The following is a 16135-nucleotide window of genomic DNA, read 5'->3' as shown; positions in this document are numbered from 1 at the left end:
CAAGATGGCGTGGGGCTTGTGAGGCCCCATCCAAACAGTCAGGTCCCGCCCTTCCGGCTCTCGGCCAATACCAGATCATAAAGCAGCCGCGCGCTCGGGGGCAGGGCGCGCTCCCTTGCGGTGATCAGGCTGTAGGGCCTGACGTTGATCTCGAAATCGATCGGCAGCACACGGACATCGGAGGCGCGCGAGCGCTGCGCCGCCAGGAAGTGGGCGACGTCGATTGCAATGGGGGCGATCGCGTCGGTCTGGCAGATGATCGCGCAGGTGAGCAGCAGCGACGAGGTGTTGACGATATTTTCCGGCACCGCAACGCCGCGCGACAGGAACATGTCCTCGATCGTGCGCCTGAGCAATGTGCCGGGCGGCTGGAAGACCCAGTCATAGTCCGTCAGGTCGGCCATGGTGGCCACGCCCTTCTGTAATAGAGGGTGGCCGCTGCGCACGATCAGGCAGGCGCGCTCGACGCCGATCTCCTGCACCTCGAAAAGCCGCGGGTTGAGATCATCCGGGATGCGGCTGATGACGAAGTCGTGGCGGGCGGCCAGAAGTTCGCGGGCAAGCACGTTGCTGGTCTCGACCTGGATGTTGACCTCGATGCCGGGAAGCGCCGTGCGGATCTGCTTGATGGCGGGTACGACGAGGCTCATGGCGGGCGCCGTCACTGCGCCGATGAAGACCGATCCGCCCTTGCCGGATCGGAGCTCGGCGATCTCGCGGCTTGCCTCTCTAAGTTCCAACATGATCTTGCGCGCACGCCTTGCGAGTGCCTCGCCGAAGGTGGTCAGCACCACGCCACGGGCTACGCGCTCATAAAGCGGAGTCTTAACAATGGTCTCCATTTCCGACAGCATTCGCGACGCGGCGGGCTGTGAAATGTTAAGTGCTTCGGCAGCCGCCGAAATCTGGCCGCTATCTTCGATTGCGACGATCATCCGCAGGTGATTCAGCTTGAGTCCCGCCCGCAGAAGGCCGTCGTCCCCAAAAATCTCTGTCTGTATATCCACGTTCTCTAATGCCACATGCCCTGAATTGCTCGACATGGTTGCAGCCTCCCCACTGCTCTCCATCAAAAGTAATACTTTTTAACGATATACCAAATTTGTTATGCCTTTTGCCACTTATTCTATTTGACAGTTATAGGAATCCATACCAGTTTGCCGCCGTGTGCTGGTTGGCACTCAACACGTGTGAGAGCGTGGAGGAGACCTACTTCGTTTCTCGCTATTGAAGTATTATCCAATACGAAACCCGCCACAGTTCGGGGTGGGCGAGGAGATCGCCCGCGCATTTATTAACTTAGGGAGAGAGAGATGAAATCCATTATCTCATTGATGGCAGCTGCCGCGTTCGGCGTTGCTTCGTTCGTTATGCCGGCTGTTGCCGCTGACAAGGGTCTCGTCGGTATTGCCATGCCGACCAAGTCGTCCGCTCGCTGGATCGACGACGGCAACAACATCGTCAAGCAGCTCCAGGACGCCGGTTACACGACCGACCTGCAGTATGCAGACGACGACATTCCGAACCAGCTGTCTCAGATCGAGAACATGGTCACGAAGGGCGCGAAGGTTCTCGTCATCGCTTCGATCGACGGCACCACGCTGTCGGACGTGCTGCAGAAGGCTGCTGACGCCGGTATCAAGGTTATCGCTTACGACCGCCTGATCCGCGATTCGGCCAACGTCAGCTACTACGCAACCTTCGACAACTTCCAGGTCGGCGTTCTTCAGGCCGGCACGATCGTCGACAAGCTCGGCCTCAAGGATGGCAAGGGCCCGTTCAACATCGAGCTCTTCGGTGGTTCGCCTGACGACAACAACGCCTTCTTCTTCTACGATGGCGCAATGTCCGTCCTGCAGCCTTACATCGACAGTGGCAAGCTCGTCGTAAAGTCCGGCCAGACCGGCATGGACAAGGTCGGCACGCTGCGTTGGGACCCGGCAACGGCCCAGGCTCGCATGGACAACCTGCTGTCGGCTAACTACACCGACGCCAAGGTTGACGCCGTTCTGTCGCCTTACGATGGTCTGTCCATCGGCATCATCTCCTCGCTCAAGGGCGTAGGCTATGGTTCTGGCGATCAGCCGCTCCCGGTCGTTTCCGGCCAGGACTCGGAAGTTCCTTCCGTCAAGTCGATCATCGCAGGCGAGCAGTATTCCACGATCTTCAAGGATACGCGCGAACTGGCGAAGGTTACCGTTGCCATGGTTGATGCCGTCATGTCCGGCAAGGAGCCTGAAGTCAACGACACCAAGACCTACGACAACGGCGTAAAGGTCGTTCCGTCCTACCTGCTGAAGCCGGTTGCCGTCACCAAGGAGAACTACAAGACCGTTCTCGTCGACAGCGGCTACTACAAAGAAGACCAGCTGAAGTAATCTGACGAACGCCGGAATCCGCGCTTTCGCGCGCGGGTTCCGGTTTCCGATTTTTAGAACGCCAGGCCGATCTTACGGCCACGGCGCTGGAATTTTGATCATGGAAAATACACTCCTCGAAATGCGGAACATCACCAAGACGTTCCCGGGCGTAAAAGCGCTCGAGAATGTGAACCTCAAGGTTCGCCAGGGTGAGATACACGCAGTTGTGGGGGAAAACGGGGCCGGCAAGTCGACCCTGATGAAGGTTCTTTCCGGTGTCTACCCCTCGGGCACCTATGATGGGGAGATCTTCTACGACGGCGACGTCCGCAATTTCAAAGTCCTGAAGGACTCCGAAGAAATCGGCATCGTCATCATTCACCAGGAACTGGCGCTCGTACCGCTGCTCTCGATCGGGGAAAACATCTTCCTCGGCAACGAGAATGCGAAGAGCGGCGTCATCAGCTGGGAAACCACCTTCAACCGCACCAAGCAGCTGCTCGCCAAGGTGGGCCTGCGCGAATCTCCGAACACGCTCGTGACCGACATCGGCGTCGGCAAGCAGCAGCTCGTCGAAATCGCCAAGGCCCTGTCCAAGAGCGTCAAGCTGCTCATTCTCGATGAACCGACCGCGTCGCTCAACGAAAGCGATTCCGATGCGCTGCTGAACCTCCTGATGGAGTTCCGCAAGCAGGGCATCACGTCGATCATCATCTCGCACAAGCTCAACGAGATCCGCAAGGTCGCCGACCAGATCACCGTTCTGCGCGACGGCATGACCGTCAAGACGATGGACTGTCACAAGGAAGAGATCAGCGAGGACACCATCATCAGAAACATGGTGGGCCGCGATCTCGAAGACCGCTATCCGCCGCGCTCGGTGCCGATCGGCGAAACCATCTTCGAAGTGAAGAACTGGAATGCGTTTCACCAGCAGCATCGCGACCGCCAGGTTCTGCACGACATCAACATCAACGTCCGCAAGGGCGAGGTTGTCGGCATCGCCGGCCTGATGGGTGCCGGCCGTACCGAGTTCGCGATGAGCGTGTTCGGCAAGGCCTACGGCCACAAGATCACCGGCGAAGTCTATGTCGACGGCAAGCAGGTGGACACCAGCACCGTTCGCAAGGCGATCGATGCGGGTCTTGCCTATGTGACCGAAGACCGAAAGCATCTCGGTCTCGTGCTCGCCGACAACATCATGCACAACACGTCGCTCGCCAATCTGGCGGGGATTTCGAAGAGCACCGTCATCGACGGCATCAAGGAAAGCAGGGTCGCGACCGACTATCGGTCGAAGCTGCGCATCCGCTCCTCGGGCATCTACCAGGAAACGGTCAACCTTTCGGGCGGGAACCAGCAGAAGGTGGTTCTGTCCAAGTGGCTGTTCTCCGATCCCGACGTGCTGATCCTCGACGAGCCGACCCGCGGTATCGACGTGGGTGCAAAATACGAAATTTATACTATCATCAACCAGCTTGCTGCCGATGGAAAAGGCGTTCTGATGATCTCGTCGGAAATGCCTGAACTGCTTGGCAACTGCGACCGCATCTATGTGATGAACGAAGGTCGCATCGTCGCTGAACTGCCGAAGGGCGAAGCGAGCCAAGAAACCATCATGCGCGCCATCATGCGCTCTGGGGAGAAGAAACAATGACTCCTGTCAACCCGACCAGCCACGAGGAAAGCAACGTCGTTTCCGTCGTCGATTACATCCGCGGCAACATTCGTGAATACGGCATGCTCATCGCGCTCGTCGCGATCATGGTGTTCTTCCAGTTCTACACCGGCGGCATCCTGTTCAGGCCGGTCAACCTGACCAATCTCGTTCTCCAGAACTCGTTCATCGTCATCATGGCGCTCGGCATGCTGCTGGTCATCGTGGCCGGCCATATCGACCTGTCGGTCGGCTCCATCGTCGCCTTCGTCGGCGCGCTGGCGGCGATCTTCACCGTCTCCTGGGGCATGAACTTCTGGCTCGCGGCCTTGCTTTGTCTGGCGATCGGCGGCGTTATCGGCGCCGCGCAGGGCTATTTCATCGCCTATCACCGCATTCCGTCCTTCATCGTGACGCTCGCCGGCATGCTGGTGTTCCGCGGTCTGACGCTCACGGTTCTCGGCGGCAAGAACATCGGTCCGTTCCCGAAGGAATTCCAGATCATCTCCACCGGCTTCCTGCCCGGCGACATGGTCGACATCTTCGGTGTACCGACGCAGATCACCTCGCTGGTGCTCAGCGTCATCCTGCCGGTCATCCTGTTCTACCTTGCATGGCGCCGCCGCAAGGTGAACGAAAGCCACGGCATCGACGTCGAGCCGATGGGCTTCTTCATCGCGCAGAACGTCATCGTTTCGCTGGCGATCGTGGCGCTTGGCTATCTGCTGTCGACCTATCGCGGCCTGCCGAACGTGCTTGTCGTCATGCTGGTGCTGATCGCGGCCTATGCTTTCGTCACGCGCCGCACGACGATCGGCCGCCGCATCTACGCGATGGGCGGCAATGAAAAGGCTACCAAGCTCTCCGGTATCAACACCGAGCGCCTGAGCTTCTTCACCTTCGTCAACATGGGCGTTCTCGCCGGTCTCGCCGGCATGATCGTGGCGCTTCGCCTGAACTCGGCGACGCCGAAGGCCGGCGTCGGCTTCGAGCTCGACGTCATCGCGGCCTGCTTCATCGGCGGTGCCTCGGCATCCGGCGGCGTTGGCAAGATCACCGGTGCTGTCATCGGCGCGTTCATCATGGGCGTCATGAACAACGGCATGTCGATCGTTGGTCTCGGCATCGACTTCCAGCAGATGGTCAAGGGCCTCGTGCTGCTCGCAGCCGTCTTCTTCGACGTCTACAACAAGAACAAGGGCTAAGCGCTTCGGCGCTGCCCACCTATTTGCAGTGACTTGAATTCGCAGTGACATGAACTTGTAATCCGGCTCCCTCGGGAGCCGGAATGGCGGAGCACATTCCGCGCAATGGAAAAAAGGATGAAGACCGTGCTTATTTCGCAGATCAAGGGTTCGAACGGAGAGATCGTCGTCGCCGTGCGCGAGCCGGGCGGTACCGCGAAAGCCGTCAACAATGCCGGCAGCGTCTATGCGCTCGCCATGGAAGCCGCAAACGGTGGCAAGTCGCTCGCATCGGTGATCGAGGCCCATGGCCTTGGTGACACCGTCGATCTCGAAAAGGCTTATGCCGAAGGCCGTTTCTTGGCCCCGATGACGCATCCTGACGCCGCGCACCTGCATCTGACGGGCACGGGCCTGACGCATCTCGGCTCGGCCGCGACGCGCGACAGCATGCACAAGAAGACCTCCGAGGCCGCGGAAGAAACGCTGACGGACTCGATGAAGATGTTCAAGATGGGCCTCGAGAACGGCAAGCCGAAGGCTGGCGAAAAGGGCGTTCAGCCCGAGTGGTTCTACAAGGGCAACGGCTATGGTGCCGCCGCTCCGGGTGCTGCACTCGTCTCCCCGTCTTTCGCGCTCGACGGCGGCGAAGAGCCAGAGATGGCCGGCATCTACGTGATTGCCGAGGACGGCACGCCGTTCCGCATCGGTTTCGCGCTCTCCAACGAGTTTTCCGACCACGTCACCGAGCGCCAGAACTATCTCTACCTCGCGCACTCCAAGCTGCGTCCGGCAAGCTTCGGCCCCGAGATCCGCATTGGCGCGGCGCCTGAGGATATCCGCGGCACCTCGCGCATCAAGCGCGGCGATAAGGTGATCTTCGAGAAGCCCTTCCTGTCGGGCGAGGCGAACATGTCGCACACCTTCGCCAACCTTGAGTACCACCACTTCAAGTACGGCCTGTTCCGCGTCCCCGGCGACGTCCACGTCCACATGTTCGGCACCGCGACGCTGTCGTTTGCCGAAGGCATCAAGACGGAAGAGGGCGACGTGTTCGAGATCGAGGTCGCCGAGTTCGGCCTGCCGCTGCGCAATCCGCTGAAGATCGACGCCGAAGAAGAGATCGTCGTCAAGCAGCTCTGATTTCTCAGCTCTGGTTTCTAGGGCCCGGCGCATTGGCTGTCGGGTCATTCTTTCATAAGCGGTAAAGGAGGCTTGCAGGGCCCATGACCATTTATCAGAACCTGATCGCCGGCGAATGGATCGGCTCGGACGCAACCAAGAACATCAACCCGTCGGATACGAACGAAGTCGTCGGCCTTTATGCCGATGGTTCGGCAGAGGACACCAAGAACGCGATTGCCGCTGCCAAGGCCGCATTCCCGGCCTGGTCGCGCTCCGGCATCTGGGAACGTCACGTCATCCTGAAAAAGGCCGGCGACGAGATCATGGCCCGCAAGGACGAGCTCGGCGCGCTGCTTGCCCGCGAAGAGGGCAAGACGCTTCCCGAAGCGATCGGCGAGACCATTCGCGCCAGCCAGATCTTCGAGTTCTTCGCAGGCGAAGTCCTGCGCCTTGCCGGCGAGACCATCCCGTCGGTTCGCCCGAACATCGGCGTCGAGATCACCCGCGACCCGCTCGGCGTCATCGGCATCATCACGCCCTGGAACTTCCCGATCGCCATTCCGGCCTGGAAGATCGCGCCGGCGCTCTGCTACGGCAACACCATCGTGTTCAAGCCGGCCGAGCTGGTTCCGGCCTGCTCCTGGGCGATCGTCGATATCCTTCACCGCGCCGGCCTGCCGAAGGGCGTCCTGAACCTCGTCATGGGCAAGGGCTCGGTCGTCGGCCAGGCCATGCTCGACAGCCCCGATGTTGCCGGCATCACCTTCACCGGCTCCACCGGCACGGGAAAACGCGTCGCCGCTGCATCGCTCGAGCATAACCGCAAGTTCCAGCTGGAAATGGGCGGCAAGAACCCGATGGTCGTCCTCGACGACGCCGACCTCAACGTCGCCGTCGAAGCCGCCGCAAACTCCGGCTTCTTCTCGACCGGCCAGCGCTGCACCGCGTCCTCGCGCCTGATCGTCACCGAAGGCATCCACGACAAGTTCGTGGCAGCGCTTACGGCCAAGCTCGAGACGCTTATCGTCGACAACGCCATGAAATCCGGGACCCATATCGGTCCTGTGGTCGATGAGAAGCAGCTGAAGACGGACACCGATTACATCGAGATCGGCAAAAAGGAGGGCGCGAAGCTTGCCTTCGGCGGCGAGCTCCTGAAGCGCGACACGCCCGGCTTCTACCTGCAGCCGACGCTGTTTACCGAAGCCACGAACCAGATGCGCATCTCGCGCGAGGAAATCTTCGGACCGGTCGTCTCGGTCATCCGCGTCAAGGATTACGAAGAGGCACTGGCGACGGCCAACGACACGCCGTTCGGCCTGTCTTCCGGCATCGCGACGACCAGCCTCAAGCATGCGACGCACTTCAAGCGCAACGCCGAGGCCGGCATGGTCATGGTCAACCTGCCGACAGCAGGTGTCGATTTCCACGTTCCGTTTGGTGGCCGCAAGGGCTCTTCCTACGGCCCGCGCGAGCAGGGCAAGTACGCCGCCGAATTCTACACATCCGTCAAGACCAGCTACACGCTGGCCTGACGTCAAAATAGCGATACGGGCCGTCGCGAGGACGGCTCGGCATCCCTCAAAAGGCAGAAGACAATGTTTAAAAAAGCGGAATGGCCGCGCAAGCTTCGATCGCAGGAATGGTACGGCGGTACCAGCCGTGACGTCATCTATCACCGCGGCTGGATGAAGAACCAGGGTTACCCGCACGACCTGTTCGACGGACGCCCTGTGATCGGCATTCTCAACACTTGGTCGGATATGACGCCGTGCAACGGCCATCTGCGCGAACTGGCGGAGAAGGTGAAGGCGGGCATATGGGAGGCTGGCGGCTTCCCGATGGAAGTTCCCGTCTTCTCGGCTTCCGAAAACACCTTCCGCCCGACCGCGATGATGTACCGCAACCTCGCGGCGCTCTCGATCGAGGAAACCATTCGCGGCCAGCCGATGGACGGCTGCGTGCTGATGGTCGGTTGCGACAAGACCACGCCGTCGCTTCTGATGGCGGCCGCCTCCGTCGACCTGCCGTCGATCGTCGTCACCGGCGGCCCGATGCTGAACGGCTACTTCCGCGGCGAGCGCGTCGGCTCCGGCACGCACCTCTGGAAGTTCTCCGAAATGGTGAAGGCCGGCGAGATGACGCAGGCCGAGTTCCTCGAAGCCGAAGCGTCGATGAGCCGTTCGTCCGGCACCTGCAACACGATGGGCACCGCGTCCACGATGGCGTCGATGGCCGAAGCGCTCGGCATGGCGCTCTCGGGCAATGCCGCGATCCCGGGCGTTGATAGTCGCCGCAAGGTCATGGCGCAACTGACCGGCCGCCGCATCGTGCAGATGGTCAAGGACGACCTGAAGCCTTCTGATATCATGACCAAGCAGGCCTTCGAAAACGCCATCCGCACCAATGCGGCGATCGGCGGTTCGACCAATGCCGTCATCCATCTGCTGGCCATGGCCGGCCGCGTCGGCATCGACCTGACGCTCGATGACTGGGACCGTTGCGGCCGCGACGTGCCGACGATCGTCAACCTGATGCCATCGGGCAAGTACCTCATGGAAGAGTTCTTCTATGCGGGTGGCCTGCCTGTCGTCATCAAGCGTCTCGGCGAAGCAGGCCTGCTGCACAAGGATGCGCTGACCGTTTCGGGCGAAACCATGTGGGACGAGGTCAAGGACGTCGTCAACTGGAACGAAGACGTCATCCTGCCGGCAGAAAAGGCGCTGACGCAGTCGGGCGGGATCGTCGTTCTGCGCGGCAACATGGCGCCCAAGGGTGCGGTTCTTAAGCCGTCGGCTGCTTCGCCGCATCTGCTGACGCATCGCGGCCGCGCCGTGGTGTTCGAGGATATCGACGACTACAAGGCCAAGATCAACGACGACAATCTCGACATCGACGAGACCTGCGTCATGGTCATGAAGAACTGTGGTCCGAAGGGCTACCCAGGCATGGCCGAAGTCGGCAACATGGGTCTGCCGCCGAAGGTGCTGAAGAAGGGCATCACCGACATGGTGCGCATCTCGGATGCCCGCATGTCCGGCACCGCCTATGGCACCGTCGTTCTGCACACCTCGCCGGAAGCCGCCGTCGGCGGTCCGCTCGCCGTCATCAAGAACGGCGACATGATCGAGCTCGACGTGCCGAACCGCCGCCTGCATGTCGATATCTCCGACGAAGAGATGGCGCGCCGCCTGGCCGAGTGGAAGCCGCAGCACGAGCTGCCGACCTCGGGCTATGCGTTCCTGCACCAGCAGCACGTCGAAGGTGCCGACACCGGCGCCGACCTCGACTTCCTCAAGGGATGTCGCGGCAGCGCGGTTGGCAAGGACAGCCACTAAGCGGTCGTTTCGATCGGATGAATTGACGAGAGGCGGGGCGAAAGCTCCGCCTTTTCCGTATCCGGGAAGCTGGGAACTTATAGTTAAAGATTTAATAAAATCGTGCTAGTTTGCACCTCGCACTGCAATGACGACGAGGCCAGACATGCGCAAGCCCGCGCCGAAGACCACTCACCACGACGCCGACGGGACCGAGACGGAAGACAATCGCCAGCTGGTGAACCGTCTGCTCGAGAACGCGCAGCGTGAGGTGAGGGCGGAGGCGCCTGTTGCTGTCGAAGAGGTCCGCCAGACGCGCCATTCGGTGCTCGAAATCGCCGTGCTCATCTGCTTCATCCCGTTCTACTGGCTCTACTCGCTGGCGACCCGTCGCACGGCTGAAAAATACGAGAGCCTCTGAGCCCGCCTTCACGATCCGCTCCCAAGAGACCATTGCGCTGGTCAACTGATATCGCTGCCTTATGTGTCCTGACATAGGCAACGAACGCGGGAGGAGCGCGTAATGGCAAAGAACACGATCTGCGTATGGTACGACAAGGATGCGGAGGAGGCAGCGCGCTTTTACGCGAAGACGTTTCCTGACAGCTCCGTCGGGAAGATCACGCGTGCACCGGGGGACTATCCCTCTGGCAAGGAGGGGCAGGTGCTCGTCGTCGAGTTCACCGTTGCCGGCGTTGCCTGCATCGGCCTCAATGGCGGCCCCGTCTTCAAGCACAACGAGGCCTTCTCGTTCCAGATCTCCACCGAAGATCAGGAAGAAACCGACCGCTACTGGAACGCGATCGTCGGCAATGGCGGCGAGGAGAGCGCCTGCGGTTGGTGCAAGGACAAATGGGGCGTATCATGGCAGATCACGCCGCGCGTGCTGACGGAGGCGATGAACGCCGGCGGCGCCGAGGCCAAGCGCGCATTCGATGCGATGATGGACATGGGCAAGATCGACGTCGCGGCGATCGAGGCTGCCCGCCGGGGCTGAGCCATTGCTGGGCGACCCCAGCCATATTTCTTCTCCAGACCGCCCGTTCTCAGGAACGAAACGGGCGTCCTGCCGTTATCGCCGCAGGAGAGCGTCAATGCCAGGAGTGCGGAAATTGATTGTGCTGAGCGCGTTCAACATCGATGACAGCGGCGCTCTTGTCCATGCGTTCGAGCCGCGCCGGATGAAGGGCGAGGACACGGCCGTCTATGTCGCCGAAACGATGGTCAATGACTATGCCGGCGTGGTCGTCTGGTGCCGTGAGGCCAATGTGACGGTCGGCGAGCAGGGGCCGTCGATCATTCTCTTCCAGTCGGGGCAGGTACCGGAGTTCGATTAGAAGCGTTGGATTATGCGCGTTCGATTAGCAGACTTCGAGTAGCAAGGCGTCCGCCCGGACCGTGGCGGGCGAGGGCAGCATGACCGTATATTCCGTCAGGCACATCACCCAATACAGCTACAAGCGGCCCGTCACCTTCGGCCAGCACCGGGTGCTGTTTCGCCCGCGCGACAGCTTTGACCAGCGGCTGCTCGACGCGACGATGGTGGTCGAGCCGACGCCCGCGCGGGTGCGCTGGATCCACGACGTGTTCGGCAATTGCATCGCGCTGGTCGATATAGAGGGCGCGTCCGATCATCTCCGCTTCGAGACCAATATCCGGCTCGATCATACACCCGAGGTGCCCGTCGAGTTCGAGATAGACAGCGAAGCGCTGACCTATCCCTTCTCCTATGAAGAGGACGAGCTTCCCGATCTTAACTGCACCATCGCCCGCTCCTATGACGATCCCGAGGGGGCGGTGGCGCACTGGGCGCGGCAGTTCACCGGCGCTGGTGCTTCGGTGCAGACCGGGCATATCCTGATGACGCTGTGCTTTTCGATCCGTCAGAGCTTCGTCTATGCGCGGCGTGTCGAGCGGGGGACGCAAACACCCCTGGAGACGCTGCAGCGGCGGCAGGGAACGTGCCGGGATTTCGCGCTTTTGATGATGGAAGCGGCGCGCTCTCTCGGCTTTGCCGCGCGCTTCGTTACCGGCTACATCTACGTGCCTGATCGCGACGGATCGCGCACGCTTGGCGGTGGATCGACGCATGCCTGGTGTCAGGTCTATCTGCCGGGCGCGGGCTGGGTGGAGTTCGATCCGACCAACGGTATCGTCGGCAATCAGGACCTTATCCGCGTCGGCGTCGCCCGCGACCCACACCAGGCGATCCCGCTCTGGGGGAGCTATGACGGCACTAGTGACGACTTCGGCGACATGCTCGTGCAGGTCAATGTGACCACCGAAACATGATGCCGTGAACCGGCCGCCACGCGTGGAACCGATCGGTGCCGGTGACGTTCCCTGAAAGCGCGCCAATGCCGCCACGCCGCTTTTCGAGAAGGAACGATCATGAAGATCCATGCCGGTTTCACGATAGGATATGAATGCGTGCAGCCGACGCCGATGCTTCTAACGCTCAACATCCATCCCTCGAGACGGGTCGATCTTCTGACCGAGCAGGTGCTGGAGTTCGACCAGCCTATCGAGGCGTGGGGCTACACCGACGATTTCGGCAATGCCTGCACCCGCATCGTGGCGCCCGCGGGGATCACCACCATCTCGACCAGCTTCGACATCTACGACAGCGGCCAGCCGGATGTGATCCCCGTCGATGCGGTGCAGCACGAGATCAAGGACCTGCCTGACGAGGTGCTCGTCTTTCTGCTCGGCAGCCGCTACTGCGACACGGACAGGCTCGCCGATTTCGCCTGGGAGACCTTCTCGGCCACCGCGCCCGGATGGACCCGCGTGCAGGCGATCACCGATTTCGTGCACGGCCATATCCGCTTCGATTACATGAACGCCGATCTCCTGCGCACCGCGCATGGCGGCTACACGGACAGAACCGGCGTGTGCCGGGATTTCGCGCATCTGGCGATTACGCTTTGCCGTTGCATGAACATTCCGGCGCGCTACTGCACCGGCTACCTCGGCGATATCGGGGTGCCCAAGGATCCGGCGCCGATGGATTTCAGCGCCTGGTTCGAGGTCTACCTCGGCGGCCATTGGCACACGGTGGATGCGCGCCACAACACCCCGCGCATCGGCCGTATCCTGATGGCGACCGGCCGCGATGCCACGGACGTCGCAATCTCCACGGCGTTTGGCCCGGCGCGGCTGGCGCAGTTCGAGGTCGTTACCGATGAGATCGTGACTGGCGATACCCTGCCGCCGATGCCGCTGATTTCTAGCTCTGGGACTGACTCTGAGATTGCCCCTGGTCCGCGACCTTGACGATCACCTGCAGCTTTTCGCCCGGCGTGCCGATGCGCATGCCGGAGACGGGCGCTGCGTCCTTGTAGGACAGGCCGCTGGCGATGCGCACATAGCGCTCGTCCGGGCAGATCTTGTTGGCGGGATCGAAGCCGACCCAGCCGAGGCCGGGAATATGCGCTTCGGCCCAGGCATGGGTTGCCGCCTGCTCTATCTTTTCTTCCATCATCAGATAGCCGGAGACGTAGCGCGCGGGAACGCCGAGCGCATGGGCGGCTGCGACGAAGATGTGGGCGTGGTCCTGGCAGACGCCGGTCTTCTTTTCCAGCGCCTGCTCGGCCGTGGTCTCGACGTCGCTGGTGCCGGGCTGGTAGTTCACCGTTTCGTGGATCGCGCCCATCAGCGCATGCATGCGGCCAAGCTCGTTGTCGCCGCTGACACCCTTGATCAGTTCCTTCACCAGCTTGCCGGGCTTGGTGCGCGGCGTGTCGCGCAGGAAGAGCCAGAGCGGGCAGAAGCCCGCGTGTGGGCCGGTGACGCCGTTCAGATCCTCGGTTTCGACCTCGCCCTCGGCGACGATGCGCGTCACCTGTTGCTCGCCTTCCAGCGAGACCAAGTTGACGTGGTTGCCGAACTGGTCGTCATACTCGACTTCAGGCTTGGCGCCCTCGACATGCAGCGACCAGCTCAGCACCTTTTGGCCCGGACCGGACGGCGGTGTCAGCCGCAGGCGCTGCAGCGAGAAAGCGGATGGCTCGTCGTATCGGTATTCGGTGACGTGGCTAATCTTCAGTTTCATGTCGCGACCCGCCTAGACGTAGAACCGGTAACCATCGGAAATTTCCTGTCCGAGCTGGTTGTTGCGTGAGACGAAGTCTTCGAGGAATTCATGCAGGCCCTGATCCATGATGTCCTTGATCGCCTGCTTCTTCAGCGACTGGCGGATGGCGTCGGCGGTGTCGTGCGCCTTCAGCCGCTCGCCGTAATCGGTGGCGAGGTGGCCGAGTTCGCTGGTGATCTTCTCGTAGCAATAGGCGAGCGACCGCGGCATCTGGCCGTTGAGGATCAGGAAGTCGGCGATGTTGGTCGCGCGGTATTCGCCGTCATAGGCCCAACTGTAGGAGCGGTGGGCGGAGACCGAGCGCAGGATCGATTCCCACTGGACGTTATCGATCGAGGTGCCGACGGCCGAGACGGCCGGCAGCAACACGTAATATTTCACGTCGAGGATGCGGCTGGTGTTGTCGGCGCGCTCGATGAAGGTGCCGATGCGGGCGAAGTTGTAGAGCTCGTTGCGCAGCATGGAGCCGTGCAGCGCGCCGCGGATCAGGCCGGCGCGGTGCTTGATGACGTCGATTGCCTGCGGCAGGTCGGCGGGCTTCAGCCGCTTCGACAGGAGATCCTTGAGCTCGATCCAGAACTCGTTGGTCGCTTCCCAGGTCTCACGGGTGAGCGCCGTGCGCACCATGCGGGCGTTGTTGCGGCCGAAATCGACGCAGGACATGACGCTCGACAGGTTGGTGCGGTCGCGCAGCAGGTAGTCGATGGCATCGGGGCCGGTCAGCTTCGAATGGCCCTCGTCATAGGCTTCGCGGACTCCGGCGCTCTGCAGCACGCCGTCCCAGTTGTCGTCGCTGCCGCTGCTTCTGGTCAGCGACATGCGGATGCCGGCATCGATCAGGCGCGCGATATTCTCGGCGCGCTCGAAGTAACGGAACATCCAGTAGAGGCCGTTTGCGGTTCTTCCGAGCATCAGATCAATCCTCCAATACCCAGGTGTCTTTGGTGCCGCCGCCCTGGCTGGAATTGACCACCAGCGAGCCCTGCTTCAGCGCAACGCGGGTAAGCCCGCCGGGAATGATCTGCACCTTGTCGGAGACCAGCACGTAGGGACGCAGGTCGACGTGGCGCGGCGCGATCCCCTTGTTGACGAGGATCGGCACCGTCGACAGCGAGAGCGTCGGCTGGGCGATGTAGTTGCTCGGCTTGGCGCGCAGCTTCTCGGCGAAATCGGCGCGTTCCTTCTTGGACGCGGTCGGGCCGACCAGCATGCCGTAGCCGCCGGAGCCGTGCACTTCCTTGACGACGAGCTCTTCCAGGTGCTCCAGCACGTATTTGAGGCTGGAGGCTTCCGAACAGCGCCAGGTCGGCACGTTTTCCAGAAGCGCCTTGCGGCCGGTGTAGAACTCGACGATCTCGGGCATATAGGAATAGATCGCCTTGTCGTCGCAGATGCCGGTGCCCGGCGCGTTGGCGATGGTGATGTTGCCGGAGCGGTAAACATCCATGATCCCGGGGATGCCGAGGGCGGAATCCGGGCGGAAGGTGAGGGGGTCGAGGAAGTCGTCGTCGACGCGGCGGTAGAGCACGTCGATCGCCTCGTAGCCGCGCGTGGTGCGCATCTTCACCTTGCCGTCGATGACGCGAAGGTCCGAGCCCTCGACCAGTTCGACGCCCATGGTGTCGGCGAGGAAGGAGTGCTCGTAATAGGCGGAGTTGTAGATGCCTGGCGTCAGCACGGCGACGCGCGGCTTGCCCTTGCAGCCGGGAGGGGCGAGCGAGGCGAGCGACTGGCGCAGCAGATAGGGGTAATCCTCGACCGGGCGCACCTTGTTCTCGTGGAACAGCTCCGGGAACATGTGCATCATCGTCTCACGGTTTTCCAGCATATAGCTGACACCGGACGGCGTACGGGCATTGTCTTCCAGAACGTAGAACTGGTCCTCGCCGGTGCGCACGATATCGGTGCCGACGATGTGGGTGTAAACGCCGCCGGGCGGGCGGAAGCCGATCATCTCGGGCAGGAAGGCATCGTTCTTCTCGATCAGCTCGCGCGGAATGCGGCCGGCGCGGATGATCTCCTGCTTGTGGTAGATGTCGTCGAGAAAGGCGTTGAGCGCGATGACGCGCTGCTCGATGCCCTGCGCGAGCTTGCGCCATTCGCGGCCGGAGATGACGCGGGGGATGATATCGAAGGGGATAAGCTTTTCGGAACTGTCGGCGTGGCCATAGACAGCGAAGGTGATGCCGGTCTTGCGGAAGATGTTTTCCGCGTCGCGGGATTTGGCGATCAGATGCGCGCGATCCTGATTATTGTACCACTCAAAGTATTTTTCATATGGCTGTCGAGGGCTTTCGTCCCCGGTGATCATTTCATCAAATGCCAAAGGTGTGGCTCCCCTTTTTTCTTCATTTGAGTACAACGGAGAAAGCAATGCAAGAACCATGCTCAGTTCA

15 protein-coding genes are annotated in these 16135 nt (G+C 61.5%); 11 read left to right on the top strand and 4 right to left on the bottom strand.

Going from position 1 to position 16135, the window contains the following annotated elements:
• Nucleotides 1-38 precede the first annotated feature (38 nt).
• A complete protein-coding gene (locus ACVTFQ_RS12415) occupies nucleotides 39-1043 on the bottom strand; it encodes a LysR family transcriptional regulator (protein ID WP_047506354.1) in 1005 nt (334 codons plus the stop codon).
• A 270-nt stretch (nucleotides 1044-1313) separates the two neighbouring features.
• Between ACVTFQ_RS12415 and chvE the strand changes: the two genes are divergently transcribed.
• From chvE to ACVTFQ_RS12360, 11 genes are all read left to right on the top strand, one after another.
• A complete protein-coding gene (chvE, locus tag ACVTFQ_RS12410; protein ID WP_018897233.1) occupies nucleotides 1314-2378 on the top strand; it encodes a multiple monosaccharide ABC transporter substrate-binding protein in 1065 nt (354 codons plus the stop codon).
• Between the two features lie 100 nt (nucleotides 2379-2478).
• Nucleotides 2479-4017, top strand: coding sequence for a multiple monosaccharide ABC transporter ATP-binding protein (mmsA, locus tag ACVTFQ_RS12405; protein WP_047506352.1), 1539 nt, complete (start codon nucleotides 2479-2481; stop codon nucleotides 4015-4017).
• Nucleotides 4014-5222, top strand: coding sequence for a multiple monosaccharide ABC transporter permease (gene mmsB, locus ACVTFQ_RS12400; protein ID WP_018897235.1), 1209 nt, complete (start codon nucleotides 4014-4016; stop codon nucleotides 5220-5222). Before mmsA ends, mmsB begins: the two co-directional genes overlap by 4 nt.
• A 126-nt stretch (nucleotides 5223-5348) precedes the next feature.
• Entirely contained in the window at nucleotides 5349-6344 is a 996-nt protein-coding gene (araD1, locus tag ACVTFQ_RS12395; protein ID WP_162718149.1) for an AraD1 family protein, read from the top strand.
• Nucleotides 6345-6427: 83 nt separating this feature from the next.
• Nucleotides 6428-7861 (top strand): aldehyde dehydrogenase family protein, encoded by a 1434-nt coding sequence (locus ACVTFQ_RS12390; protein WP_047506350.1) that lies wholly within the window; start codon nucleotides 6428-6430, stop codon nucleotides 7859-7861.
• Nucleotides 7862-7924: 63 nt separating this feature from the next.
• Nucleotides 7925-9664 (top strand): L-arabinonate dehydratase, encoded by a 1740-nt coding sequence (gene araD, locus ACVTFQ_RS12385; RefSeq protein ID WP_111562983.1) that lies wholly within the window; start codon nucleotides 7925-7927, stop codon nucleotides 9662-9664.
• 145 nt (nucleotides 9665-9809) lie between these two features.
• Nucleotides 9810-10064, top strand: coding sequence for a hypothetical protein (locus ACVTFQ_RS12380; RefSeq protein WP_111562982.1), 255 nt, complete (start codon nucleotides 9810-9812; stop codon nucleotides 10062-10064).
• A gap of 102 nt (nucleotides 10065-10166) precedes the next feature.
• A complete protein-coding gene (locus ACVTFQ_RS12375) occupies nucleotides 10167-10640 on the top strand; it encodes a VOC family protein (RefSeq protein ID WP_018897240.1) in 474 nt (157 codons plus the stop codon).
• Between the two features lie 115 nt (nucleotides 10641-10755).
• On the top strand, nucleotides 10756-10980 hold the full coding sequence (locus tag ACVTFQ_RS12370) for a hypothetical protein (RefSeq protein WP_112991165.1): 225 nt from the start codon (nucleotides 10756-10758) through the stop codon (nucleotides 10978-10980).
• A 79-nt stretch (nucleotides 10981-11059) separates the two neighbouring features.
• The gene (locus tag ACVTFQ_RS12365) at nucleotides 11060-11935 is read left to right on the top strand and encodes a transglutaminase family protein (protein ID WP_111562980.1); all 876 of its coding nucleotides are present in this window, start codon (nucleotides 11060-11062) and stop codon (nucleotides 11933-11935) included.
• A gap of 99 nt (nucleotides 11936-12034) precedes the next feature.
• Complete coding sequence (locus tag ACVTFQ_RS12360) at nucleotides 12035-12919, top strand: transglutaminase-like domain-containing protein (protein WP_111562979.1); 885 nt, start codon at nucleotides 12035-12037, stop codon at nucleotides 12917-12919.
• Here the strand turns inward: ACVTFQ_RS12360 and ACVTFQ_RS12355 are convergent.
• The 3 genes from ACVTFQ_RS12355 to ACVTFQ_RS12345 are packed head-to-tail and all read right to left on the bottom strand — an operon-like array spanning nucleotide 12873 to nucleotide 16065.
• Complete coding sequence (locus tag ACVTFQ_RS12355; protein ID WP_111562978.1) at nucleotides 12873-13697, bottom strand: transglutaminase family protein; 825 nt, start codon at nucleotides 13695-13697, stop codon at nucleotides 12873-12875. The genes ACVTFQ_RS12360 and ACVTFQ_RS12355 overlap by 47 nt on opposite strands.
• 12 nt (nucleotides 13698-13709) lie before the next feature.
• Nucleotides 13710-14651: an alpha-E domain-containing protein gene (locus ACVTFQ_RS12350; RefSeq protein ID WP_111562977.1), complete on the bottom strand. Its 942-nt coding sequence runs from the start codon at nucleotides 14649-14651 to the stop codon at nucleotides 13710-13712.
• A gap of 4 nt (nucleotides 14652-14655) precedes the next feature.
• Complete coding sequence (locus ACVTFQ_RS12345) at nucleotides 14656-16065, bottom strand: circularly permuted type 2 ATP-grasp protein (RefSeq protein WP_018897244.1); 1410 nt, start codon at nucleotides 16063-16065, stop codon at nucleotides 14656-14658.
• Nucleotides 16066-16135: the final 70 nt, after the last annotated feature.

This window comes from Rhizobium sp. O111, from assembly GCF_055616315.1.
This window is presented reverse-complemented; position numbering and strand designations above follow the sequence as displayed.

Coding starts and splice junctions, on each gene's coding strand:
- ACVTFQ_RS12415 (WP_047506354.1), bottom strand. CDS start 1,043: ATGTCGAGCAATTCAGGGCATGTGGCATTAGAGAACGTGGATATACAG.
- chvE (WP_018897233.1), top strand. CDS start 1,314: ATGAAATCCATTATCTCATTGATGGCAGCTGCCGCGTTCGGCGTTGCT.
- mmsA (WP_047506352.1), top strand. CDS start 2,479: ATGGAAAATACACTCCTCGAAATGCGGAACATCACCAAGACGTTCCCG.
- mmsB (WP_018897235.1), top strand. CDS start 4,014: ATGACTCCTGTCAACCCGACCAGCCACGAGGAAAGCAACGTCGTTTCC.
- ACVTFQ_RS12390 (WP_047506350.1), top strand. CDS start 6,428: ATGACCATTTATCAGAACCTGATCGCCGGCGAATGGATCGGCTCGGAC.
- araD (WP_111562983.1), top strand. CDS start 7,925: ATGTTTAAAAAAGCGGAATGGCCGCGCAAGCTTCGATCGCAGGAATGG.
- ACVTFQ_RS12380 (WP_111562982.1), top strand. CDS start 9,810: ATGCGCAAGCCCGCGCCGAAGACCACTCACCACGACGCCGACGGGACC.
- ACVTFQ_RS12375 (WP_018897240.1), top strand. CDS start 10,167: ATGGCAAAGAACACGATCTGCGTATGGTACGACAAGGATGCGGAGGAG.
- ACVTFQ_RS12365 (WP_111562980.1), top strand. CDS start 11,060: ATGACCGTATATTCCGTCAGGCACATCACCCAATACAGCTACAAGCGG.
- ACVTFQ_RS12360 (WP_111562979.1), top strand. CDS start 12,035: ATGAAGATCCATGCCGGTTTCACGATAGGATATGAATGCGTGCAGCCG.
- ACVTFQ_RS12355 (WP_111562978.1), bottom strand. CDS start 13,697: ATGAAACTGAAGATTAGCCACGTCACCGAATACCGATACGACGAGCCA.
- ACVTFQ_RS12350 (WP_111562977.1), bottom strand. CDS start 14,651: ATGCTCGGAAGAACCGCAAACGGCCTCTACTGGATGTTCCGTTACTTC.